General features: G+C 63.0%; 22 protein-coding genes. 6 read left to right on the forward strand and 16 right to left on the reverse strand.

What is annotated here, in order from left to right; all coding sequences use genetic code 11:
• Positions 1 to 8 precede the first annotated feature (8 nt).
• The 3 genes from coaE to yacG all read left to right on the forward strand — a co-directional run bounded on the left by coaE (position 9) and on the right by yacG (position 1,674).
• Entirely contained in the window at positions 9 to 656 is a 648-nt protein-coding gene (coaE, locus tag ACZ92H_RS25615; RefSeq protein ID WP_131376149.1) for a dephospho-CoA kinase, read from the forward strand.
• A gap of 62 nt (positions 657 to 718) precedes the next feature.
• Positions 719 to 1,474, forward strand: a complete 756-nt coding sequence (gene zapD, locus ACZ92H_RS25620) for a cell division protein ZapD (protein WP_131376152.1) — start codon at positions 719 to 721, stop codon at positions 1,472 to 1,474.
• 11 nt (positions 1,475 to 1,485) lie between these two features.
• Entirely contained in the window at positions 1,486 to 1,674 is a 189-nt protein-coding gene (gene yacG, locus ACZ92H_RS25625) for a DNA gyrase inhibitor YacG (protein ID WP_071325269.1), read from the forward strand.
• Positions 1,675 to 1,677: 3 nt separating this feature from the next.
• Here yacG and ACZ92H_RS25630 read toward each other — a convergent pair whose 3' ends face one another.
• The 5 genes from ACZ92H_RS25630 to argJ all read right to left on the reverse strand — a co-directional run bounded on the left by ACZ92H_RS25630 (position 1,678) and on the right by argJ (position 4,977).
• Complete coding sequence (locus ACZ92H_RS25630; protein WP_465051479.1) at positions 1,678 to 2,094, reverse strand: PIN domain-containing protein; 417 nt, start codon at positions 2,092 to 2,094, stop codon at positions 1,678 to 1,680.
• A gap of 6 nt (positions 2,095 to 2,100) precedes the next feature.
• A complete protein-coding gene (locus ACZ92H_RS25635) occupies positions 2,101 to 2,310 on the reverse strand; it encodes a FitA-like ribbon-helix-helix domain-containing protein (protein WP_131376156.1) in 210 nt (69 codons plus the stop codon).
• Positions 2,311 to 2,429: 119 nt separating this feature from the next.
• Entirely contained in the window at positions 2,430 to 2,864 is a 435-nt protein-coding gene (locus ACZ92H_RS25640; protein ID WP_465051480.1) for an NUDIX domain-containing protein, read from the reverse strand.
• Positions 2,861 to 3,742 (reverse strand): ATP-binding protein, encoded by an 882-nt coding sequence (locus ACZ92H_RS25645; protein ID WP_131376160.1) that lies wholly within the window; start codon positions 3,740 to 3,742, stop codon positions 2,861 to 2,863. Before ACZ92H_RS25645 ends, ACZ92H_RS25640 begins: the two co-directional genes overlap by 4 nt.
• The gene (argJ, locus tag ACZ92H_RS25650) at positions 3,739 to 4,977 is read right to left on the reverse strand and encodes a bifunctional glutamate N-acetyltransferase/amino-acid acetyltransferase ArgJ (protein ID WP_465051481.1); all 1,239 of its coding nucleotides are present in this window, start codon (positions 4,975 to 4,977) and stop codon (positions 3,739 to 3,741) included. The genes ACZ92H_RS25645 and argJ overlap by 4 nt, the downstream gene beginning before the upstream one ends.
• Positions 4,978 to 5,268: 291 nt before the next feature.
• Between argJ and ACZ92H_RS25655 the strand changes: the two genes are divergently transcribed.
• Complete coding sequence (locus ACZ92H_RS25655; protein WP_465051482.1) at positions 5,269 to 6,543, forward strand: alpha/beta hydrolase; 1,275 nt, start codon at positions 5,269 to 5,271, stop codon at positions 6,541 to 6,543.
• Positions 6,544 to 6,616: 73 nt separating this feature from the next.
• On the opposite strand, the gene secA is transcribed toward ACZ92H_RS25655, so the two are convergent.
• Complete coding sequence (secA, locus tag ACZ92H_RS25660; protein WP_131376169.1) at positions 6,617 to 9,388, reverse strand: preprotein translocase subunit SecA; 2,772 nt, start codon at positions 9,386 to 9,388, stop codon at positions 6,617 to 6,619.
• A 281-nt stretch (positions 9,389 to 9,669) separates the two neighbouring features.
• Between secA and ACZ92H_RS25665 the strand changes: the two genes are divergently transcribed.
• A complete protein-coding gene (locus tag ACZ92H_RS25665) occupies positions 9,670 to 10,179 on the forward strand; it encodes a DciA family protein (protein ID WP_131376172.1) in 510 nt (169 codons plus the stop codon).
• A gap of 149 nt (positions 10,180 to 10,328) precedes the next feature.
• Here ACZ92H_RS25665 and lpxC read toward each other — a convergent pair whose 3' ends face one another.
• The 3 genes from lpxC to ACZ92H_RS25680 all read right to left on the reverse strand — a co-directional run bounded on the left by lpxC (position 10,329) and on the right by ACZ92H_RS25680 (position 13,128).
• The gene (gene lpxC, locus ACZ92H_RS25670) at positions 10,329 to 11,264 is read right to left on the reverse strand and encodes a UDP-3-O-acyl-N-acetylglucosamine deacetylase (RefSeq protein WP_465051483.1); all 936 of its coding nucleotides are present in this window, start codon (positions 11,262 to 11,264) and stop codon (positions 10,329 to 10,331) included.
• A 75-nt stretch (positions 11,265 to 11,339) separates the two neighbouring features.
• On the reverse strand, positions 11,340 to 12,182 hold the full coding sequence (locus tag ACZ92H_RS25675) for a DMT family transporter (protein ID WP_465051556.1): 843 nt from the start codon (positions 12,180 to 12,182) through the stop codon (positions 11,340 to 11,342).
• A gap of 175 nt (positions 12,183 to 12,357) precedes the next feature.
• On the reverse strand, positions 12,358 to 13,128 hold the full coding sequence (locus tag ACZ92H_RS25680; protein ID WP_465051485.1) for a helix-turn-helix transcriptional regulator: 771 nt from the start codon (positions 13,126 to 13,128) through the stop codon (positions 12,358 to 12,360).
• Positions 13,129 to 13,232: 104 nt separating this feature from the next.
• On the opposite strand from ACZ92H_RS25680, the gene ACZ92H_RS25685 reads away from it, so the two are divergent.
• Positions 13,233 to 14,000 carry a class I SAM-dependent methyltransferase gene (locus ACZ92H_RS25685; protein WP_465051487.1) on the forward strand — a complete coding sequence of 256 codons (768 nt, stop codon included), beginning with the start codon at positions 13,233 to 13,235 and terminating at the stop codon, positions 13,998 to 14,000.
• 159 nt (positions 14,001 to 14,159) lie between these two features.
• Here the strand turns inward: ACZ92H_RS25685 and ACZ92H_RS25690 are convergent, their stop codons facing one another.
• The 7 genes from ACZ92H_RS25690 to murG all read right to left on the reverse strand — a co-directional run bounded on the left by ACZ92H_RS25690 (position 14,160) and on the right by murG (position 21,881).
• A complete protein-coding gene (locus tag ACZ92H_RS25690; RefSeq protein ID WP_121668503.1) occupies positions 14,160 to 14,666 on the reverse strand; it encodes a peroxiredoxin in 507 nt (168 codons plus the stop codon).
• 322 nt (positions 14,667 to 14,988) lie between these two features.
• Positions 14,989 to 16,197, reverse strand: coding sequence for a cell division protein FtsZ (gene ftsZ / locus ACZ92H_RS25695; protein WP_131376184.1), 1,209 nt, complete (start codon positions 16,195 to 16,197; stop codon positions 14,989 to 14,991).
• 155 nt (positions 16,198 to 16,352) lie between these two features.
• Entirely contained in the window at positions 16,353 to 17,585 is a 1,233-nt protein-coding gene (gene ftsA / locus ACZ92H_RS25700) for a cell division protein FtsA (RefSeq protein ID WP_010394955.1), read from the reverse strand.
• A gap of 42 nt (positions 17,586 to 17,627) precedes the next feature.
• A complete protein-coding gene (locus ACZ92H_RS25705; RefSeq protein ID WP_131376190.1) occupies positions 17,628 to 18,440 on the reverse strand; it encodes a cell division protein FtsQ/DivIB in 813 nt (270 codons plus the stop codon).
• Between the two features lies 1 nt (position 18,441).
• On the reverse strand, positions 18,442 to 19,410 hold the full coding sequence (locus ACZ92H_RS25710) for a D-alanine--D-alanine ligase (protein WP_131376193.1): 969 nt from the start codon (positions 19,408 to 19,410) through the stop codon (positions 18,442 to 18,444).
• A 1-nt stretch (position 19,411) separates the two neighbouring features.
• Complete coding sequence (gene murC, locus ACZ92H_RS25715; protein ID WP_131376196.1) at positions 19,412 to 20,815, reverse strand: UDP-N-acetylmuramate--L-alanine ligase; 1,404 nt, start codon at positions 20,813 to 20,815, stop codon at positions 19,412 to 19,414.
• Positions 20,816 to 20,825: 10 nt separating this feature from the next.
• Positions 20,826 to 21,881 (reverse strand): undecaprenyldiphospho-muramoylpentapeptide beta-N-acetylglucosaminyltransferase, encoded by a 1,056-nt coding sequence (gene murG, locus ACZ92H_RS25720; protein WP_465051489.1) that lies wholly within the window; start codon positions 21,879 to 21,881, stop codon positions 20,826 to 20,828.
• Positions 21,882 to 21,909: the final 28 nt, after the last annotated feature.

Here is a 21,909-nt window from a genome sequence, read left to right on the forward strand (position 1 = left end):
ATACACACATGCAAATACAAAACGCCCCCTATTTCAGCGTGGGACTCACCGGCGGCATCGGTTGCGGCAAGAGCACCGTGGCCGACATGTTCGCCGCACGCGGCGCCTCCATCGTCGATACCGACCAGATCGCCCATGGCCTGACGGCACCGGACGGCGCGGCCATGCCGGCGCTGGTGGCGGCATTCGGCGCCGATTTTGCGGACGCGCGCGGCGCGCTCGACCGCAAGAAAATGCGCGAACTGGTGTTTTCCGACGCCGCCGCCAAGGCGCAGCTGGAAGCCATCCTGCACCCGCGCATCCGCCAGGCCACCTTGACGGCAGCCGCCGAAGCGACAGGCAGCTACGTGATCTTTGCCGTACCGCTGCTGGTCGAATCGGGCGGATGGGTGGAGCGGGTCAACCGTGTGCTGGTCATCGATTGCCTGGAAAGCCTGCAGATACAGCGCGTCATGGCACGCAATGGTTTATCGGAAGAGCAAGTCAAAGCCATCATGGCGACGCAAGCCACGCGCGCCATGCGGCTGGCAGCGGCGGACGACGTGATCGACAATAACGGCGATTTGGCGTCCCTGGAACCGCAGATTGCCCAGTTGCACGATTTATATCTGGCATTTTCAAAAAGAATGGCCGGAATCGGGTCGCAACGTTTGTAATTTGTCGACGCTTGGTTCAAAATCACGGGATTGTTTGCAGGTCCTTACTTAAGGGAATTATTTTGATTGTCTACGAATACCCTTTCAACGAACGCATACGTACCTTGTTGCGGCTGGAAGACCTGTACGACAAATTCAAGTTCTTCATCCAGCAAGAGCACGCAATGCAACACCATGTTGCCCTGGCAACTATTTTCGACATGCTGGAAGTGGCCGGCCGCGCCGACCTGAAGTCCGACCTGCTGCAGGAACTCGAACGCCAGCGCCAGAGCCTGCTGGGCTACCGCAGCAATCCGAACGTGGAGCCGGAAACCCTGGACGCCATCCTTGGCGAACTCGACAGTGTCAGCGGCGCCCTGGTGGCGGCGCAAGGCAAGACGGGCCAGAATATCCGCGACAATGAATGGCTGATGAGCATCCGCGGCCGCACCATCATCCCGGGCGGCGCCTGCGAATTCGACTTGCCGTCGTATTTTGCCTGGCAAAAACGCAGCTCGGAACAGCGCCTGGCCGATATCCACGCCTGGTTTGCCCCGCTGGCGCCCCTGTTCGATGCGCTGGCCCTCGTCTTGCGCCTGCTGCGCGATTCCGGCGGACCCGTTAAACTGATCGCCAACGGCGGCAGCTACCAGCAAATGCTGCAAGGCAAGGTGTACCAGATGTTGCGCCTGAGTCTGGATGAAAACAGCGGGGCCATCCCGGAAATTTCCGCCAACAAATACATGCTGTGGGTACGTTTTACCACCCAGGGCGGCGATTTGAAACCCAAGCCGCTGGAAGAAGACGTGCCATTCGAGCTGACGCTCTGTAATTTTTAACTGTAATCGCCATGACCGTTGTTAACTGCCCTACCTGTGCCGCCAAAGTCGAATGGACTGAAGCCAACAAATACCGCCCTTTCTGCTCGGAGCGCTGCAAGCAGATCGACCTGGGTGCCTGGGCCGAGGAAAAGTACACGATTCCCGCCGCCGACCCGTTCGAAGATCCGCTGGCGGACGAAGACAACAAGCCGCAATAATCTTCAGCGAAACGGATTTTCCAAGCGCAATCCCTGCGCCACGAAACTGTCGAGCCTGCCACTGACCACCGTCAAGCCATAGGCGATGCCCATCGCCGCGATTTGTCCGTCCACGCCATGCGCATCGCCGCGTCCATGCAGACGCGCGCAGACGAGCGCGCAATCGAGGTCGAATTCCAGCAGCCGCGCCGCATAGTCAGCCAGCAGCGCTTCCAGCCAGCCTTCCAGGGCCAGCGCTTCCAGCGCCGCTTCGCGCCGCCAGCTGCACTGTATGCCTGCGCGCAATTGCGCAATCACCTGCACGGGAATATAGCGCGCCTCGGGCGCCACCCGTTCGAAAAAGGCGGCCACGCCGGCCGGTGCCGCCGGGCCCTTGCGCGCTGCAACGATCACATCCGTATCGACTAGATAGGCGCACATGGCAGCTCAGGAGCGGCGCTCGAAATCCGTGTCCAGGCCCACGTCGGGCATGCGCCGCAAAATATCCTCGAGCGGGCGCTTGGGCAGCGGCCGCAAGGCGCTGCGCAGGATGTCGCGGTGCTCTTCCTCAATGCTGCGCCCATGCGCGCGGGCACGCTTGTGCAGCGCCGCGATCAGCAATTCATCGGTATCGGTAAAGGTCAGGGTCAGCGGCATGCGGACTCCCCAGTGCGTGAGATGAAAGCACTGTAGCGCAAAGCGCCGCCGATACAAGGAGAGTCAGGGAAAAGCTTGCGCCAGCACGCAGCAGGATGCTGCCTGCTGGCACCAGCGGGTCATGCGGGAAGCAGGTATTCCCGCCGCACGTCATCCAGCCATTCTAGCAGGGGAATAGTGGCCGGCAGCAAGGGTTCCACGCCCACCGTGCCTTGCCACGCGAATGCCTGGCCTTCCAGGCTTTGCGGCTCGCCCCGCCATTCGCGGCTGATATAGAAATGCAGGCGCACATGGGCGTGCGGATACACATATTCCACGCCGCACCAGGCTTGCGCGCTGTCGATATACAGGCCCAGTTCCTCGACAAACTCGCGTTTCAAGGCATCGAAAATGGCTTCGCCCGCTTCGACTTTGCCACCAGGAAATTCCCAATAGCCAGCATACGGCTTGCCGGCCGGGCGCTGGCCCAGCAGCACGTCGCCGTTCGGCTTCATCAGGATGCCGACGGCCACGTCGACAGGCTGGACTTTATCCTTCAAGGTCACTTCGCTCATTGCGGCAGCTTTCCCGCAGGTAGTTTCCCAGCATAGTCGCGCGCGAATTGCCAAGCGACACGGCCCGAGCGCGAACCGCGCTGCAAGGCCCAGCGCAGGGCGTCGCCGCGCGCTTGGGCGATCTGTTCCGGCGTGCAGCCGAACGAAGCCAGCCAGTGCGCCGTGATGTCGAGATAATCATCCTGCTTGAACGGGTAGAACGACAGCCACAGGCCGAAGCGCTCGGACAGCGAGATTTTTTCTTCCACCGTCTCGCCCGGATGCAGGTCGCCGTCGTCGTCCGTCTTGTAGCTGCTGTTGTCCGACATGCGTTCCGGCATCAAATGACGTCGGTTTGAAGTAGCATAGATCAGCACATTGTCCGATTGCGCGGCGATGCTGCCGTCAAGCGCCACCTTCAGCGCCTTGTAGCCGCTTTCGCCCTCCTCGAACGACAGGTCGTCGCAAAAGATGATGAAGCGCTCGGCGCGCGCCGCCACCAGGTCGACGATGTCGGGCAGGTCGGCCAGGTCGGCCTTGTCCACTTCGATCAGGCGCAGGCCCTGGCCGGCGAACTGGTTCAGGCAAGCCTTGATCAGGGACGACTTGCCCGTGCCGCGCGCGCCCGTCAGCAGCACGTTGTTGGCAGGACGGCCGCTGACGAACTGGCGCGTATTCTGTTCGATCTGCGCCTTTTGCGTGCCGATATTGTGCAAGTCGTCCAACGCGATGTTGGACACGTGGGCCACGGCTTGCAGATACGGCACGGCGCCAGGACGGCGGCGCCAGCGGAAGGCGAAGCTGCTCCAGTCCGGCGCGGGCGCGGCCTGCGGCAGGATCGCTTCCACCCGCGCCAGCAATGCCTCGGCACGGATCAGGAATTGATCGAGGCTGGTCATGAGCGGTAGTCGGCGTTGATCGACACGTAGTCATGCGACAGGTCGCACGTCCACAGGGTGGCCGTGGCATCGCCGCGCGCCAGTTTCACGCGGATGGTGATTTCGCTTTGCTGCATCACGCGCTGGCCATCCTGCTCCTGGTAATCGGGGTTGCGGCCGCCATTCTTGGCCACCCACACGTCGTCCAGGTACAGGTTCAGCTGGCCCACGTCCAGGTCGTCCACGCCCGCATAGCCGATGGCGGCCAGGATGCGGCCCAGGTTCGGATCGGAAGCGAAGAACGCCGTTTTCACCAGCGGCGAATGGGCGATGGAATAGGCGATCTTGCGGCACTCTTCCACGTTGCGGCCGTCTTCCACGGTCACGGTCATGAATTTGGTGGCGCCTTCGCCGTCGCGCACGATGGCTTGCGCGAGAAAAGTAGACAGTTCGGTCACGGCAGCGGCCAGTTGAGCGTAATGCGGCGAATCGATGGAATCGATGACCAGGCTGCCGGCACCCGTGGCCACCAGCATGAACGAGTCATTGGTGGAGGTGTCGCCGTCGATGGTGATGCAGTTGAACGACTTGTCGGCCGCCTGTTTCACCAGCTGATCCAGCACCGGCTGCGCCACGGTGGCGTCAAACGCGAGGAAACCCAGCATGGTGGCCATGTTCGGCTTGATCATGCCGGCGCCCTTGCTGATGCCCGTCAGGGTCACCGCGTGGCCACCGATGGCGACCGTGCGCGAAGCGGCTTTCGGCTGCGTGTCGGTGGTCATGATGGCTTCGGCGGCGGAGAACCAGTTGTCCGATGTCAGCGCGGCGACGGCTTGCGGCAGGCCGGCGACCAGGCGCTGCACGGGCAAGGGTTCGAGGATCACGCCGGTGGAAAACGGCAGGATCTGCTGCGGCGTGCAGCCCAGCAGCTCGGCCAGCGCGGCGCAGCTGGCCTGCGCGTCGGCCAGGCCCGATTCGCCCGTGCCCGCATTCGCGTTGCCCGTGTTGACCAGCAGCGCGCGGATCGGCGCGGCGCCGGCCGTCACGGCGGCCAGGTTGGCTTTCGAGATTTGCACGGGCGCGGCGCAGAAGCGGTTCAAGGTAAACACGCCAGCCACGGTGGCCGTCGGCGCCAGTTTCAATACCAGCAAATCCTTGCGGTTGGGTTTCTTGATGCCGGCTTCGGCAACACCGATTTCAATGCCGGCGACGGCTTTCAAGTCGGCGGCGACGGGCTTGGGAGAATTGACGGCCATAGGAGTTCTTCTGCGAGGGAAAATGGAAGCGCTATTGTAGCGCCTTCGCGGCAACGGTGAACATGCGGCAAGTGAATAGTGGCGGCGGGCCGCCGGCATGGCCAGGCTTGCGATTTATCAGAACGACGCCGCCTGGCGGCACTATGGTGGAAGAACAGACGACCGCGCGTCTGGCAAGCGCCGTCCAGGGAGGATGCCATGGCGCATGAAAAATCCTGTCGACTGCATGGCACCGCCCCGGCTCGCTGCTGCCTGCGGCGCCTGGCATGCCTGCTATGCCTGCCAGTCTGGTTGACGGCATGCACGGCGCCAGGCGACCCGGCCGGCAGCGCTCCCCATCCCGCTCCCGCCGAGGAACACGCACCGGCCAAGATCCCCCCGCTGCCGGCCGCGGAAGTTCCGCCGCCCGGCAAGCCGGTACATCCGCCACAGACCGGCCCCTGGACCGGTGCATGGTCAGGCGTGGGCGGACTGTTCGGCAACCTCGGCAAGCGCGGCGGCAGTGCCATGGGCATCGGCGGCGCCACCGGCTCCATCAAGGATACAGCCGCCCCGCCCGCCCAGCCCGATGGCGTCGCCGGAACCACGCCAGTCACCGTGTACTACGCCACCGACAGGCAATACGAGTCCAGCAGCCGCAATTATGGCTGGCAGCCCAACCGACAGGCGCCGCACCTGAGCTATGGCAGCATCGTCGTGAGCATCCCGGAAAAAAGAGCCCCGGGCGAGCTGCCGCTGCCGCCCTGGTACGACATCCTGTCCCGCGATGATGCGCAACGATATGTGCTGATCATGGGCAGCACGCGCCTGTCGCGCGCGGATTTTTTCGCCTCCGTCCAGGCCAGGATACGGGCCGCGCCGGAGCGCCACGCCGCCTTCATCTATATCCACGGCTACAGCAACTCCTTTGACGATGCCGCCCGGCGCACGGCGCAGATGGCGGTCGATCTCGATATCGGCGCCCTGCCCGTGTTCTACAGCTGGCCGTCGAAAGGCACCCTGGCCGGCTATGAGTTCGACGAGAATGCCGCCGAATGGACGCAGGCGCACCTGCAGGCTTTCCTGGCCGACTTCGCGGAACATTCGTCCGCCACCGATATCTACATCATCGCCCACAGCATGGGCAACCGCCCGATGACCGTGGCCCTGGCCAGCCTGCTGGAACGGCGCCCCGACCTGCTGCCCCGCTTCAAGCAGGTAGTGCTGGCGGCGCCGGACATCAATGCCGACATTTTCCGCGAACAGATCGCGCCCCGCTTCGCCAGCCTGAAACTGCCCGCCACCCTGTATGCCTCGGCCAACGACAAGGCGATGCGCGCTTCCTACAATTTTGCCGACTGGGACAGGATAGGCGACATCCGCGGCCCCGTTGTCGGCATCCCCGGCATGGAACTGGTCGACGCCTCGGCCGTGATCATGAATTTCATGGGGCACGACTACTTTGCCAGCAACCGCGTCTTGCTGACCGATATCGCCACCATGATCAAGACGGGGCAGCGGGCAAAGAACCGGGGCGGCTTGAAAGGCATTCCGAAGCAGGCGCCACAGTACTGGGCATTTCCCTGAGCAGCGCGCCCGCGGCGGGCAAAAAAAAACGGAGACCGCAGTCTCCGTTTTTGTTCATGCCGTCAAACCGGCATCAAGCCAGCTTGCCGTGGCACGCCTTGTACTTCTTGCCGCTGCCGCAAGGGCATGGGTCGTTGCGGCCCACTTTGACGCCCATGCTCACGCTCATGTCGTCGACGCTGTCGTCGTGGGCGGAAGCGGCCGTCGGTGCCAGCAGTTCTTCCGGCGCCGCGTTCGGGTCGAATTCGGCGTGCTGGTAGTGCACGTTTTCCACGTGCGACTGCTGCATCGCCTGTTCGGCCGCATCGACTTCTTCGCGCGACTGGATGCGCACCGTCATCACGTGCTTGGTGACGTCGTTCTTGATCATGTCGAGCATCTGGCCAAACAGTTCAAACGCTTCGCGCTTGTATTCCTGTTTCGGATTCTTCTGCGCATAGCCGCGCAGGTGAATACCCTGGCGCAGGTGATCCAGCGCCGCCAGGTGTTCGCGCCAGTGGCTGTCCACGCTTTGCAGCATGACATTGCGCTCGAAACCGCCAAACGATTCCTTGCCGACGATATCGATCTTCGACTGGTACACGGCGTCGGCCGCGGCCAGCACTTTTTCCAGGATCTCTTCGTCCGTCAGGGTCGGATCGGCTTCCAGCATTTGCTGCAGCGGCAAGTCGATCAGCCACTCGCTGGACAGGGTTTTTTCCAGGCCCTTGATATCCCACTGCTCTTCCACCGATTCCTGCGGCACGTACTGGTGCACCAGGTCGGTGAACACGCCGTGGCGCAAGGATGCGATCATGTCCGAGATGTCGGTCGTTTCCAGCAGCTCGTTACGCTGCTGGTAAATCACCTTGCGCTGGTCGTTGGCGACGTCATCGTATTCCAGCAATTGCTTGCGGATGTCGAAGTTGCGCGCTTCCACCTTGCGCTGGGCCGATTCGATCGAACGCGAAACGATGCCGGCTTCAATGGGTTCGCCTTCCGGCATTTTCAGACGGTCCATCACGGCGCGCACGCGGTCGCCGGCGAAGATGCGCAGCAGCGCGTCGTCCAGCGACAGGTAGAAGCGGGATGAACCGGGATCGCCCTGGCGGCCGGCACGGCCACGCAGCTGATTGTCGACGCGGCGCGATTCGTGGCGTTCGGTGCCGATGATGTGCAGGCCGCCCGCATTGACCACGTGGTCGTGCAGCGACTGCCATTCATCGCGCAGCTTCTGTGCCTGCGCCGCTTTTTCGGCGTCGCTCAGCTCAGGATTGGCTTCGATGAACTTGATCTGGTTTTCCACGTTACCGCCCAACACGATGTCGGTACCGCGACCGGCCATGTTGGTGGCGATGGTGATGGCTTTCGGACGGCCTGCCTGGGCGATGATTTCCGCTTCGCGGGCATGCTGCTTCGCGTTCAGCACATTGTGCGGCAAACCGGCCTTGGTCAGGATGCCCGACAGCAGTTCCGAGTTCTCGATCGAGGTCGTGCCGACCAGCACGGGCTGGCCGCGCTCGTAGCAGTCGCGGATGTCGTTCAACATCGCGTTGTACTTCTCGGCCGAGGATTTATACACCTGATCCTGGCGGTCCTTGCGCTGCAGCGGACGGTTCTGCGGAATCACGACCGTTTCCAGGCCGTAGATTTCCTGGAACTCGTACGCTTCGGTATCGGCCGTACCGGTCATGCCGGCCAGCTTGGCGTACATGCGGAAGTAGTTCTGGAAGGTGATCGAGGCCAGGGTCTGGTTCTCGTTCTGGATCTTCACGCCTTCCTTCGCTTCGACAGCCTGGTGCAAGCCGTCGGACCAGCGGCGGCCCGTCATCAGGCGGCCGGTGAATTCATCGACGATCACCACTTCATTGTTCTGCACCACATAGTGCTGATCCTTGAAGTACAAGGCGTGCGCGCGCAGGGCCGCATACAGGTGGTGTACGAGGGTGATGTTGGCCGAATCGTACAGCGAAGCGCCTTCCGGCAGCAGGCCCATTTCCATCAGGATGCGCTCGGCCTTTTCGTGGCCCGCTTCCGTCAGCAGCACCTGGTGCGCTTTTTCATCCTTGGTGTAGTCGCCCGGGACTTCCACTTTGCCCTTGCCATCCGGCGTCTCTTCGCCGATCTGCAAGGTCAGCAGGCGCGGCACTTCATTGATCTTGTGATACAGGTCGGTATGGTTCTCGGCCTGGCCCGAAATGATCAGCGGCGTGCGCGCTTCATCGATCAGGATCGAGTCGACTTCATCGACGATGCCGAAGTTCAGGCTGCGCTGCACGCGCTCGCGCGCTTCGTAGACCATGTTATCGCGCAGGAAGTCGAAACCGAATTCATTGTTGGTGCCATAGGTGATGTCCGAGGCGTACGCCTGCTGCTTGGCGCTATGCTCCATCTGCGACATGTTCACGCCCGTCGACAGACCCAGCCACGCATACAGGCGGCCCATGGTTTCGGCATCGCGCTGCGCCAGGTAATCGTTGACCGTGACGATGTGCACGCCCTTGCCCGACAAGGCGTTCAGGTAGGCTGGCAAGGTAGCCATCAGGGTCTTGCCCTCGCCCGTGCCCATCTCCGCGATCTTGCCAAAGTGCAAGACCATGCCGCCGATCATCTGTACGTCGAAGTGGCGCATGCGCAGGACGCGCTTGCTGGCCTCGCGGCAGACGGCGAACGCTTCTGGCAACAGGGCATCGAGCGATTCTCCGCCGGCGATGCGTTCCTTGAAGGCAGGCGTCTTCGCTTGCAGCTCGGCATCCGACAGCTTTTCGATGACCGGCTCGAGCGCATTGATCTCGCGTACCGTTTTTTGGTATTGCTTGAGCAGCCGCTGGTTGCGGCTACCGAAAATCTGGGTCAGTAATGACATGCTTGAATTCTTGAAAAAACGCCGTTAAAAAAAGCTCGGTAGGGAACAACGAGGTAAGCATCGCGTCACCGCACGGAGTTCGACTATGGCAAAAGACGATGATTTTATCATGCGTTCCCGACATGGTTGGGGTAATGCGCCATATAACAATAGCTTAATGACAAACAAATAGCAGAATTTGCGGACATTTTCCATACTGTAAGGCAATACCGGCAGGCGGTCCGGGTTTCACCGGCCGCCCCGCTCGTCATGCGCGGGCCACTTGTGATATGTTTCGCCTCATGCGAACTCCCACTTACTCACCGGCACCGCGCCGCGGCTACGGCTTTGCCCGCTCAGGCCCGGCCGTCACGGGCGCAACCGACTTTCTGCGCGGCAATGCGACGATGGCATCCCTGATGCCCACCGTCACGCGCCTGGCCGCCCTGCAAAAGGATTGCGCCAAGGCCTTGCCGGTGATGTTCGAGCACTGCGACATTCTGCAATTCGAGAGCGGCCAGCTGGTGCTGGCCACGCCGAACGCGGCGCTGGCGGCCAAGCTCAAGCAGCAATTGCCGAAACTGCAGGGGGAACTGGAAAGAAAAGGCTGGCAGATTTCAGGCATCAAGCTGAAAGTGCAGGTCATCAAGAGCATCGCGCCCATCGTGCATACGCGGGCGCTGGTCTTGCCGGAAAAAGCCATGTCCGCCCTGGAAGCGCTGAGCACGGCCCTGCCCGCGTCGAAGCAGAACGAACAATTGATCGCGGCGCTGCGCAGTTTAGTGCGCCACCACCGCGAAGCAAAAGATTAAGACTGTCCGACGACATTTTGACACCTCAGAAAACCATAGCGAGCGGAAGGGAGAGGTGACTAAGAAGCGCAACCGTACGAAGTACGGGGGCGCCGAGCCGGTGAGCATCGCAGGTCGCCCGCAGTAGGTTTAATGAGGTGTCGCTCAGATCAGGTCAGCGACCACTCGCGCTGCATTTGCCGCAAATACGATTGCGGCGCTTCCTCGTTCGTGGCGAACGAGACGATTTCATACGCGTCCGGCTGCTCCAGCAGCGCCAGCAACAGCTGGTTGTTCAGCGCGTGGCCCGACTTGTGCGCCGTGTAGTACGCCAGCAGCGGGTGGCCCACCAGGTACAGGTCGCCGATGGCGTCGAGGATCTTGTGGCGCACGAACTCGTCTTCGTAGCGCAAGCCGTCCGCGTTCAGGATGCGGTATTCGTCCATGACGATGGCGTTTTCCAGCGACCCGCCACGCGCCAGGCCCATGCCGCGCAAGCTTTCCACGTCCTGCATGAAGCCGAAGGTGCGCGCGCGCGCCACGTCGTGCACGTAGGACACGTCGCCGAAATCGACGGAAGCGCGCTGCATCGTGCCATCGACGGCCGGATGATTGAATTCGATGAAGAAATCGAGCTTGAAGCCGTCATACGGCGACAGGCGCGCCCACTTCTCGGCGTCGCCCTTGCCCTGGCGAACTTCCACGGGCTTGATGACCTTGATGAATTTCTTTGCCGCTTCCTGCTCTTCCACGCCCGCTTGCTGCAGCAGGTAGACGAAGGACGAGGCGGAACCATCCATGATGGGAATTTCTTCCGCATTCACGTCGACGAACATATTGTCGATGCCCATGCCGGCCGCGGCCGACATCAGGTGCTCCACGGTCGAGACCCTGGCGCCATCCTTGACCAGCACGGAAGCCATGCGCGTATCGCCCACGGCCATGGCGCTGGCGGGAAACTCCACCACGGGATCGAGATCGATGCGGCGAAACACGATGCCCGTGTCAATCGCGGCGGGACGCAGGGTCAGTTCGACCTTGGTTCCTGAATGCAAGCCGACACCGATGGTACGGACCAATTGTTTGATAGTGCGTTGTTTTAACATCTGTCGATTATATCCATTTGGCGTCTTTTCGTTGCGGCGCGGCATGGGCCACGCCAGAAAAACCACAATGCGCCGTCAAGGATGCTCGCTTTCCGCATGCACGGCTTCGCGGCGCACCAGGTAAATGCCGCTGCCAATGATGATGGCCGCGCCGATCAGGGTGTACTGGTCGGGCAAGGCGCGCCACAGCAGCCAGTCCAGGGCCATGCCCCAGGCCAGGGCCGAGTATTCGAACGGCGCCACGCTGGACGCCTTGCCATGCCGAAACGCCTCCGTGATGGCCAGCTGGCCCAGGAAGCCGCTGACGGACAAGCCCGCCAGCAGCCACCAGTCCTCGCGGCGGATGCTCACCCATTCGTGCGCCGACAGGGCCACGCCGCCGATGGCCATCATCACCATCAGCCAGAAGACCATGCTTTCGCTGGCATCCGTGCGGCTGAGGATGCGGCCCGTGACGGCCGAGATGGCGTAGCAGGCGGCCGACCCCAGCACGGCCAGCCCGGCCAGCGAAAAGAATCCCGAACCGTCCGGGCGCAGCGCCACCAGCACGCCCAGGAGGCCCACGGCGATGGCGCACCAGCGCGCGAAGTCGACTCGTTCCTTCAGGATGAACACCGACAGGACCGTGATCAGCAAGGGGGCAACGAAGAACAGTGCATACGTCTCGGCCAGCGACATGCGCTTCAAGCCGTAGGCGAACAGGGTAATCATCAGCACGCCCAGGGCGCCGCGCAACAGGTGCAACGGCCAGCGCACCCGCATCACGTTCCTGAAGGCGCCCCGGTACAGCAAATACACGCAGACGAGCGGCAAGGACGACAGGGCGCGCAGGGCCGTCACCTGCATGGCGGGATAATGGGCGGACAACAGCTTCATGGCTGTATCCATCAAGGAAAACATGGCGACGGCGACCAGCATCACATAGATGCTGCGCAGGTTGGGATTACGGGGGAGCAAGGCAGACTCCTGGCGAAAGAGCGGGGCCGTCATCATGGCGACGGCCGGAGCCAGGACAGCATGGTCTGGAAAGCCAGGGCCAGGCGGTCAGCCCGATTATAGCAAGCGCGGCCGATTCATATTTTCAAAGGAGCAACTATGCGGGCAACAGCATCACCAGCTTCAGCTCGTGCTGGCGCGCCAGGTGCAGGGTCACCTGGTTAAACGCCAGCAAGCCCTGCTGCGGATGCTGGAAGCGCCGCAATCCCCCGTCGCGGCCCTGCACCTGCTGCGCTTGCCACCACTGGCGAAACGGCGCGCTGGCGCCAGCCAGTTCGGCGATCAGGCCGGCCAGCGGCGCCTGGTCCGCATGCCGGCCGATGTCGGCGCGGAACTCGGCCACCAGCCGCTGCGCCCGTTCAGGCCAGCCGACGACCAGCGCGCGCGCGCCGGGCGCCAGGAACATGAAGCGCAGCTGGTTCGGCGCGGCCGCCTCGGCGTGCAGCCAGTCCGTGAACAAGGCGGCGGCGGCGTCATTCCACGCCACGGCATTCCATGCGCGGTCCAGGATGTAAGCGGGCGCGGCGATGGCGGCGACGATGGCGGCCAGCTCGGCGGCGGCGGGACCGTCGCCCTCGCCTGCCCCGTGGCTGGGGTCATGCTTGTCGGCCACCTCGAACAGGTAGGCGCGCTCGGCCGCGCTCAGCTGCAGCACCTGCGCCAGCCGCGCCAGCATCCTGGCCGACGCGGACACGGGCCGCCCCTGCTCCAGCCATGTCAGCCAGGTGGGACTGACGTCGCACAGCTGCGCCAGCTCTTCGCGCCGCAGGCCCGGCGTGCGGCGCCGCCCGCCGCCGGGCAAGCCGGCCATGGCGGGGGTCACGGCTTCGCGCCGGGAGCGGATGAATTCAGCGAGCTTGCTTGACATGGTCAGGATGCATGGTAGTGGTTATACCAGTATAAGTTATGGTCTTGTTACAGGATAATTTTATCCTTATTCTGCAGGCACTCACCCATCAACAGGAGAACACCATGCAGCAGCACGATGTCGTTACCGAACAGTTTGGCAAGACGGCGAATGCCTACCTGAGCAGCGCCGTCCACGCGCAAGGCGCCGATCTGGTGCTGATGCAGGAATGCGCGCGCCGCCATGGCACGCCGCTGGTGCTGGACCTGGGCTGCGGCGCCGGCCACGCCAGCTTCGCCGTCGCGCCCGTGGCGCAATCGGTCGTCGCCTACGACCTGGCGCAGCCCATGCTCGACGTGGTCGATCACGCCAAGGTGCAGCGGGGCCTGCACAACATCCGCACGCAACAGGGCGACGTGGCCCGCCTGCCGTTTGCCGACGCCAGCTTCGACATGGTCGTCACGCGCTTTTCCGCGCACCACTGGAACGACGTGGCCGCGGCGCTGTCGGAAGCGTGGCGCGTGCTGCGCCCGAACGGCACCTTGCTGGTGGTCGATATCGTGGCGCCGAAGACGGCCCTGTACGACAGCACCTTGCAGGCCGTGGAAATGCTGCGCGACGCCTCGCACGTGCGCGACTACCGCGCCTGCGAATGGGGCGCCAAGTTCGACAATGCGGGCTTTACGCACAGCTTGCGCAGCGTGTGGAAACTGACGATGCGGTTCGACGAGTGGGTGGCGCGCATGCGCACCCCGAGCGAGCGCGTGGCGGCCATCCGCCACCTGTTCGATGGCGCGCCCGAGGAAGCGCGGCGCTATTTCGCCCTGCAGGACGATTATTCGTTCAGCATCGACGCGGCCTTGTTCGAGGCGACCAAGCCGTCGGTACAATAAAAAAAACGGCGCCGATGGCGCCGTTTTTTTTGCGTAGGTTGGATTAGCGCATAGCGCGTCATCCAACAAATGTCGCCATACCACTGCTTTGACCGCACAGTGTCGGCTTACGCTGCGCTAAGCCGACCTACGCTTGGCCTACGCCAACCTGCGATCTGCTTAAGCCAACTGGCTCAGCAACGTCTCGGCATTCGACACTTCAAACTTGCCGCCCTGCTCGATGTTCAGTTGCGTCACGACGCCATTGTCGACCAGCATCGAGTAGCGCTGCGAGCGCGTGCCCATGCCATGCTTGGAGAAATCGGCATCCAGGCCCAGGGCCTTGCTGTAGGCGGCGTTGCCGTCAGCCATCATGCGTACCACGCCGGTGGCTTTCTGGTCGCGGCCCCAGGCGCCCATCACGAACGCGTCGTTGACGGAGATGCACCAGATTTCATCGACGCCCTTGGCCTTCAGGTCGGCGGCGTGCTTGACGTAGCCTGGCACGTGCTGTGCGGAGCAGGTCGGGGTGTAGGCGCCTGGCAGGCCGAAGATGGCGATCTTCTTGCCCTTGACCAGGTCTTGCACGTTGAACGTGTTCGGGCCCAGCGCGCAGCCTTCGGTTTCGCTTTCGATGAATTCAGCCAGGGTGCCTTCTGGCAGGGTGTCGCCGATCTTGATGGTCATGTTGACTCCTTGTGTACTGTCGGTTGAAGACGCTGCCCGCTTCATGCAGCCGACAGCGCCCGTGATCTGGTTCTGCCGGCATGATGCCGACACTGCGCGATAGTATGCCTGACTTGCCGCATTTGTGCAGAAAATGGCAGGAAAGGCAAAGGCAAACATCAAGGCAGCGGAGAAAAAAACGGCGGCCCTCAGGCCGCCGTCATGTTTGCTGACATCAAATCACCTCCGCTCACCTAATCACATGAAAAATACTCAGGGCAAGGCGCATGGCCGCATGTGCGGCAGGGCTATGCAACGCCGCCATGGGCTTTTTTCACTGTGATTAGTCGGCCTGTTTGCGCAGGAAGGCGGGAATGTCGTACGTCTCCATGCCATTCTTTTCCATCGCGCGCACCTGCTCGGAAGCCGATTCGCGGCGCCATACGGCCGGTGCCTTCATGCCATCGAAGCCGGCTGCCGGCGTGGCCACGCCCACGGTGGTCGCCGCCGCCTGCGCGCCGCCCATTGCCGCCGACGGAGTCAGCGGGCCGTTGTGGGTACCGGTGCGCAGCACTTGCTGCGGTACCAGCTGGATGTTTTTCTTCGCGCGGCCCAGGCCTGTCGCCACCACGGTGACGCGGATGTCGTCGCCCATGGCGTCGTCGTAGGCGATACCTTGCGCGATCGACGCGTCCGGCGCGGCAAACGCGCGCACGGCAGCCATGACTTCCTTGATCTCCTTGCCCTTCAGGCCACGGCTGGCCGTGACGTTGACCAGCACGCCGCGCGCGCCGGACAGGTCGATGCCGTCCAGCAGCGGCGAAGCGACAGCCTGTTCGGCGGCGATGCGCGCGCGGTCCACGCCGGATGCCGTCGCCGTGCCCATCATGGCCTTGCCCTGCTCGCCCATGATGGTTTTCACGTCGTTGAAGTCGACGTTGATATGGCCCGGCACGTTGATGATCTCGGCAATGCCGGCCACCGCGTTGTTGAGCACATCATCGGCATGCTGCATCCATTCCAGCATGCTTTCATCTTCGTAGATCTCTTCCAGTTTTTCATTCAGGATGATGATCAGCGAATCGACGTGCAACGACAGCTGTTCCAGGCCTTCGTCGGCGATGTCCATGCACTTCTGGCCTTCGTACGAAAATGGCTTGGAAACCACCGCCACCGTCAGCGCGCCCAGTTCCTTGGCCACTTCGGCCACGATGGGAGCGGCGCCCGTGCCCGTGCCGCCGCCCATGCCGGCGGCGATGAAGACCATGTGCGCGCCGCGCAGCGAATCGGCGATGCGCGTGCGCGATTCTTCGGCCAGCTGGCGGCCGACGGCAGGCTTCATGCCGGCGCCCAGACCCGTGTCGCCGATCTGGATGATGTTGTGGGCCTTCGATGTCGACAGGGCCTGTGCGTCGGTATTGGCGGCAATGAACTCCACGCCCGACATGCCTTTGTTGATCATGTGTTGGACTGCATTGCCACCCGCACCGCCGACGCCGACGACCTTGATGACGGTACCTAAAGCTGTGTTATCGACCATATCGAACTCCATGATGTGCTCCTATCAGAATGCGGTTTCCAAGCGCCAGGCCTCATATTGGTAGGAGAACTGGAGATTGAAAACTGCGGTTAAATATAAAATTAAGTTATGTGTGTTTACCTGCGATGCTGCCAAAAAACCTGTGCTGCCGGGCGAAAATCATGCCCTTAAAAATTCCCTAAAAACCATTCCTTCATGCGCTGCCAGACTGCCTTCACCGAGCCGTCCTGACGCGTCACGATGTGGCCGCGCAGGTATTGCTTCTTCGCTTCCAGCAGCAGGCCCAATACCGTGGCATAGCGCGGACTGCGCACCACGTCGGCCAGCTGGCCCCGATACTCGGGCGTGCCCAGGCGCGCCGGTTTCAGGAAAATATCTTCCGCCATCTCGACCATGCCAGGCATGATGGAGGTACCGCCCGTGAGCACGATGCCCGACGACAGCACGCCTTCATAACCGGATTCGCGCACCACCTGGTGCACCATGGCGAACAGCTCTTCGACGCGCGGTTCGATCACGGCCGCCAGCGCCTGGCGCGACAGGTTGCGCGGGCCGCGGTCGCCCAGGCCAGGCACTTCCAGCGATTCGCCGGGGTCGGCCAGGACCTGCTTGGCCACGCCATAGCGGATCTTGATTTCTTCCGCTTCCGCGGTCGGGGTGCGCAAGGCCATGGCGATGTCGTTGGTGATCTGGTCGCCGGCGATGGGAATGACTGCCGTATGGCGGATCGCGCCATCGGAGAACACCGCCACGTCGGTCGTGCCGCCACCGATGTCGATGAGCACCACGCCCAGCTCCTTTTCATCGGGCGTGAGCACCGCATCGGCCGAGGCCATCGGCTGCAGGATCAGATCCGACACTTCCAGGCCGCAGCGGCGCACGCACTTGACGATGTTCTGCACCGCCGACACGGCGCCGGTGACGATATGCACCTTCACCTCCAGGCGGATGCCGCTCATGCCGATCGGCTCGCGCACATCTTCCTGGCTGTCGACGATGAACTCTTGCGGCACCGTGTGCAGCAATTGCTGATCGGTCGGAATGTTAACCGCTTTTGCCGTCTCGATGACGCGCGCCACGTCGGTCGCCGTCACTTCCTTGTCCTTGATGGCCACCATGCCGCTGGAGTTGAAGCTGCGGATATGGCTGCCGGCGATGCCCGCGTACACATTGCGGATCTTGCAGTCGGCCATCAGCTCGGCTTCTTCCAGGGCGCGCTGGATGGATTCCACCGTGGCCTCGATATTGACCACCACGCCTTTTTTCAGGCCCTTCGATTCGTGCTGGCCCAGCCCGATCACTTCGTGGCGCCCGTCGGACATCACTTCGGCTACCACCGCCACCACTTTCGAGGTGCCGATGTCGAGGCCGACGATCAGGTTTTTCGCGTCTTTTGTCATTTCTGTCGCCTACTGTATGGGCTATAAATTAAAATTATTGGGTTAAGTCGGTTTTTTAATCGGACTGCTATTTTTCTTCTTCATCACTGGCCTGCCATCCTTGCCTTCCGCCGGTATCACCAGTCCGGCGGAACTGAGCGCCAGGCCATTCTGGTAGCGCATGTCGATCGTGTCGATATTTTCCAGACGGCTCGCCAGTTGCGGATAGATACCCACCAGCCGGTCGACCCGCGCCTTCAGCGTCGTATGATTCTGTTCTCGCCCCAGCGCCACGCTCATACCGTTATTCAGTTTCACGGTCCACGCATAGCGGCTCGACAGCGACAGGGTTTCCGGCACCATCTTCAACGGCGCAAACCATTTTTCCAGCTGCACGTAGGTGGCCAGCACTTCCTTCTCGCTGCCGTCCGGCCCCGAAAACGCGGGCAGTTCATGGTCGTCTTCCGCTTCGGCCACATTGGCCGTAAACACGTCGCCCTTGACCGACAGCAGGCGTCCATCCTCGCCCCACGTGCCCAGCGCCTCGTGTTCCTCCAGCGCCACGATCAGCTGGTTCGGCCACTCGCGCCGCACGCTGGCGCGGCGCACCCAGGGCACCGACTCGAACACGCCGCGCACGCTTTCCAGGTTCGTCGTGAAAAAATTGCCCTTGATGCGGCCAAGCGTGCCGCTGCGCAGGGTCAGGTAATTCACGTGGCGCAGGCCCTTGTCGTCCGCGCTTTCCACCTTGATGGTGCGCAGGTCGAACATGGGACGCTGCGAGACCCACCAGACGCCGGCCGCCACGCACACGACCAGAACCGCGGCCAGCAAGCCGTTGGCAGTCGTATTCAGGCTTTTAGCGTCATGCCACATATCAGTGCTGTCCCTTGTGCATTTTCAGGCGCGCGCCGGCGACGATTTCCAGGCACAGGTCTTCATAGCTGATGCCCACGGCGCGCGCCGCCATCGGCACGAGCGAATGGCCCGTCATGCCCGGCGAGGTATTCACCTCGAGCAGGAACAGCTTGCTGTCGGCCGCGCGCATCAGCACATCGACCCGTCCCCAGCCTTCGCAGCCGAGGGCGCGGTAGGCTTCCACGGCGATGCGCTCCATCTCCGCCACGATCGCCGGGTCCAGCTGCGGCGGGCAGAAATACTGGGTATCGTCCGTAAAATACTTGTTCTGGTAATCGTAATTGCCTTGCGGCGCGACGATTTCAATCGGCGGCAGCGCGCGCGCCGTGGCGCCCTTGCCAAGGATGGCCACGGTGAATTCGCGGCCCTGGATGAATTCCTCGGCCAGCACAGAATCATCGAGAGCGGCGGCGATGTCGTAGGCAGCCTGGAAGGCCGCGGCCTCGTTGACGGTGGTGATGCCGATGCTCGAGCCTTCGTGCGGCGGCTTGACGATCAGCGGCAAGCCCAGTTCCGCGGCCACCTTGGCCAGGTCCGAGCTGTCGTCCAGCACAGCGTACTGCGGCGTCGGCAGCTGGTGCATCAGCCAGATCATCTTGGTGTAGACCTTGTCCATGCCCACCGCGCAAGCCATCACGCCGCTGCCCGTGTAGGGAATGCCCAGTTGTTCCAGCGCGCCCTGCAGGCTGCCGTCTTCGCCGAAGCGGCCATGCAGCGCGATAAAGACGCGGTCAAATTTTTCAGCGGCCAGTTCGGCCAGGCTGCGCTCGCCCGTGTCGAAGCCGTGCGCATCCACGCCATGGCTTTGCAGCGCGGCCAGCACGCCCGTGCCGGACATCAGCGACACTTCGCGTTCGGCAGAGCTGCCGCCGAACAGGACGCCGACCTTGCCCAATTGTTTTACATCGATAGCTGAAGCTTGGTTCACATCAGGCCTTTACAGTGTTGGATTGATACGTAGTCAGTTGTTGCGGGATGCCGCTGATGGAGCCCGCGCCCATGGTCAGCACGACGTCGCCGTCGCGCGCCACGCTCATGATGGTGTCGGCCATGTCGGTCATGGATTCGACGAAAATCGGTTCGATCTTGCCGCGCGCGCGCAGCGCATGCGCCAGTGCGCGGCCGTCGGCGGCGACGATGGGTGCCTCGCCCGCCGCATACACTTCGGACAGCAGCAGCACGTCGGGCGCGCCCAGCACCTTGACGAAATCCTCGAACAGGTCGCGCGTGCGGCTGTAGCGGTGCGGCTGGAACGCCAGCACCAGGCGGCGGCCCGGATAGGCGGCGCGCGCGGCGGCCAAAGTCACTTCCGTTTCCACCGGATGGTGGCCGAAATCGTCGACCAGGGCGAAGCTGCCGCCATTCGGCAGCGCCACGTCGCCATAGCGCGTGAAGCGCCGGCCCACGCCGGAAAATTCCGCCAGGCCCTGCTGCGTGGCGCTGTCGGCGATGCCGATTTCACGCGCGATGGCGATGGCCGAGCAGGCATTCTGCACATTGTGCATGCCGGGCTGGTTCAGCACCACGTCAAGGTCCGGGTAGCCTTCCTGCAGCACGGTGAAATGCATTTCCAGGCCCACGGCGCGCGCGTTGATGGCGCGCACCTGCGCGTCTTCGGCGAAACCGTAGGTGGTGACAGGCTTGGTCACGGACGGGATGATGGCGCGCACGTGCGGATCGTCGATGCACAGCATGGCGCGGCCATAGAAGGGCAAGCGGTGCGTGAACTGCACGAAAGCCTGCTTGAGCTTTTCGAAATCGTGCTCGTACGTATCCATGTGGTCGGCGTCGATATTCGTGATCACTTCGATCATCGGCGTCAGGTTCAGGAACGAGGCATCCGATTCATCGGCTTCGGCCACCAGGTAGTCGCCCGAACCCAGCTTGGCGTTCGCGCCGGCGCTGGTCAGGCGCCCGCCGATGACGAACGTGGGATCGAGGCCGCCCTGGGCCAGCACGGAGGCGACCAGGCTGGTAGTGGTGGTCTTGCCGTGCGTGCCGGCGATGGCGATGCCGCGCTTCAAACGCATCAATTCGCCGAGCATCACGGCGCGCGGCACCAGCGGGATCTTGCGCGCGCGCGCGGCCGCCACTTCCGGATTGTCCTGCGGGACGGCGCCCGACGTCACCACCGCATCGGCGTCGCCGATGTTTTCCGCCGCGTGACCGAGCATGACGGTCGCGCCCAGGCTCGCCAGGCGCTGCGTCGCCGCATTGCTGCCCAGGTCGGAGCCCGACACCTTGTAGCCCAGGTTGACCAGCACTTCGGCGATGCCGCTCATGCCGCTGCCGCCAATGCCGACAAAGTGGATATTGTTTACTTTATGCTTCACAGAGCTAACCTCATGCCAGTTTTTCCAATACGTGTGCGATCGCCTCATTGGCGTCGCGCTTGCCTGCTGCCAGCGCCGCCTGCGCCATCTGCTGGCAGCGATCGCGGTTCAGCGATGCCAGCAGGGCGCTCAGCGACGCCGCACTCATTTCCGTCTGCGGCAAATGAATCGCCGCGCCTTGTTGCGCCATCCATTGCGCGTTGTCGCGCTGGTGGCTGGTGGTCGATGCCACCAGCGGCACCAGCACGCTGGCCACGCCGGCCGCCGTCAGCTCCGACAGGGTGATCGCGCCGGCGCGGCAGATCACCAGGTCCGCTTCGGTATATGCCTTGGCCATGTCGTCGATGAAGTCGACCACATTGGCTTGCACGCCCGCCTGCGCATACGCGGCATGCAGGGCGTCGATATTCTTCTTGCCCGACTGGTGCGTCACCAGCGGACGCTCGCCTTGCGGCATCAGCGCCAGCGCGGCAGGCAGGTTGTCGTTCAGCGCCTTCGCGCCCAGGCTGCCGCCCACCACCAGGATGCGCAACGGCCCGCTGCGGCCGGCGAAACGCGCGGCCGGCGGCGCCATGGCCAGGATCTCGGCGCGCACGGGATTGCCCGTGACGACGGCCTTGCCGGCGGCGCTGCCGAAATCGGCGGGAAAGCCGAAGCATACTTGCTGCGCCAGCGGCACCAGCGTCTTGTTCGACAACAGCAGCGCGGCATCGGCATTGACCAGCACCAGCGGCACGCCCTTCAGGCGCGCCATCAGGCCGCCCGGCACGGTGACGTAGCCGCCCATGCCCATCACCACGTCCGGCTTGCGGCGCGCGATGAAGCGCCGGATGGCAAAAAAGCTGGCCAGCATCCTGAAGCCGCCCTTGACCGTGTGCGCCAGGCCCTTGCCGCGCATGCCGGAAAAGGCGATGGCATCCATGGGAATGCCGCTCTTCGGCACCAGGTCCTGCTCCATGCCGTGGGTCGTGCCCAGCCAGCTCACTTCCCAGCCGCGCGCGCGCATGGTTTGCGCGATCGCCAGGCCAGGGAAAATATGGCCGCCGGTGCCGGCTGCCATGATCATCAGTCTTTTCGTCGGTTTCAATGTCGTT

It is taken from the genome of Janthinobacterium foliorum (assembly GCF_978021625.1).

Excerpts from the sequence above, each read along its gene's own strand:
- ACZ92H_RS25665 (WP_131376172.1), top strand. The coding sequence starts at position 9,670 with ATGCGAACTCCCACTTACTCACCGGCACCGCGCCGCGGCTACGGCTTT.
- ACZ92H_RS25690 (WP_121668503.1), bottom strand. The coding sequence starts at position 14,666 with ATGACCATCAAGATCGGCGACACCCTGCCAGAAGGCACCCTGGCTGAA.
- ACZ92H_RS25630 (WP_465051479.1), bottom strand. The coding sequence starts at position 2,094 with ATGTGCGCCTATCTAGTCGATACGGATGTGATCGTTGCAGCGCGCAAG.
- ACZ92H_RS25640 (WP_465051480.1), bottom strand. The coding sequence starts at position 2,864 with ATGAGCGAAGTGACCTTGAAGGATAAAGTCCAGCCTGTCGACGTGGCC.
- ACZ92H_RS25705 (WP_131376190.1), bottom strand. The coding sequence starts at position 18,440 with ATGTGGCATGACGCTAAAAGCCTGAATACGACTGCCAACGGCTTGCTG.
- ACZ92H_RS25635 (WP_131376156.1), bottom strand. The coding sequence starts at position 2,310 with ATGCCGCTGACCCTGACCTTTACCGATACCGATGAATTGCTGATCGCG.
- yacG (WP_071325269.1), top strand. The coding sequence starts at position 1,486 with ATGACCGTTGTTAACTGCCCTACCTGTGCCGCCAAAGTCGAATGGACT.
- ACZ92H_RS25645 (WP_131376160.1), bottom strand. The coding sequence starts at position 3,742 with ATGACCAGCCTCGATCAATTCCTGATCCGTGCCGAGGCATTGCTGGCG.
- secA (WP_131376169.1), bottom strand. The coding sequence starts at position 9,388 with ATGTCATTACTGACCCAGATTTTCGGTAGCCGCAACCAGCGGCTGCTC.
- argJ (WP_465051481.1), bottom strand. The coding sequence starts at position 4,977 with ATGGCCGTCAATTCTCCCAAGCCCGTCGCCGCCGACTTGAAAGCCGTC.
- lpxC (WP_465051483.1), bottom strand. The coding sequence starts at position 11,264 with ATGTTAAAACAACGCACTATCAAACAATTGGTCCGTACCATCGGTGTC.
- ACZ92H_RS25685 (WP_465051487.1), top strand. The coding sequence starts at position 13,233 with ATGCAGCAGCACGATGTCGTTACCGAACAGTTTGGCAAGACGGCGAAT.
- ACZ92H_RS25675 (WP_465051556.1), bottom strand. The coding sequence starts at position 12,182 with ATGCTGGTCGCCGTCGCCATGTTTTCCTTGATGGATACAGCCATGAAG.
- murG (WP_465051489.1), bottom strand. The coding sequence starts at position 21,881 with ATGATCATGGCAGCCGGCACCGGCGGCCATATTTTCCCTGGCCTGGCG.
- ACZ92H_RS25680 (WP_465051485.1), bottom strand. The coding sequence starts at position 13,128 with ATGTCAAGCAAGCTCGCTGAATTCATCCGCTCCCGGCGCGAAGCCGTG.
- coaE (WP_131376149.1), top strand. The coding sequence starts at position 9 with ATGCAAATACAAAACGCCCCCTATTTCAGCGTGGGACTCACCGGCGGC.
- ftsZ (WP_131376184.1), bottom strand. The coding sequence starts at position 16,197 with ATGGAGTTCGATATGGTCGATAACACAGCTTTAGGTACCGTCATCAAG.
- ftsA (WP_010394955.1), bottom strand. The coding sequence starts at position 17,585 with ATGACAAAAGACGCGAAAAACCTGATCGTCGGCCTCGACATCGGCACC.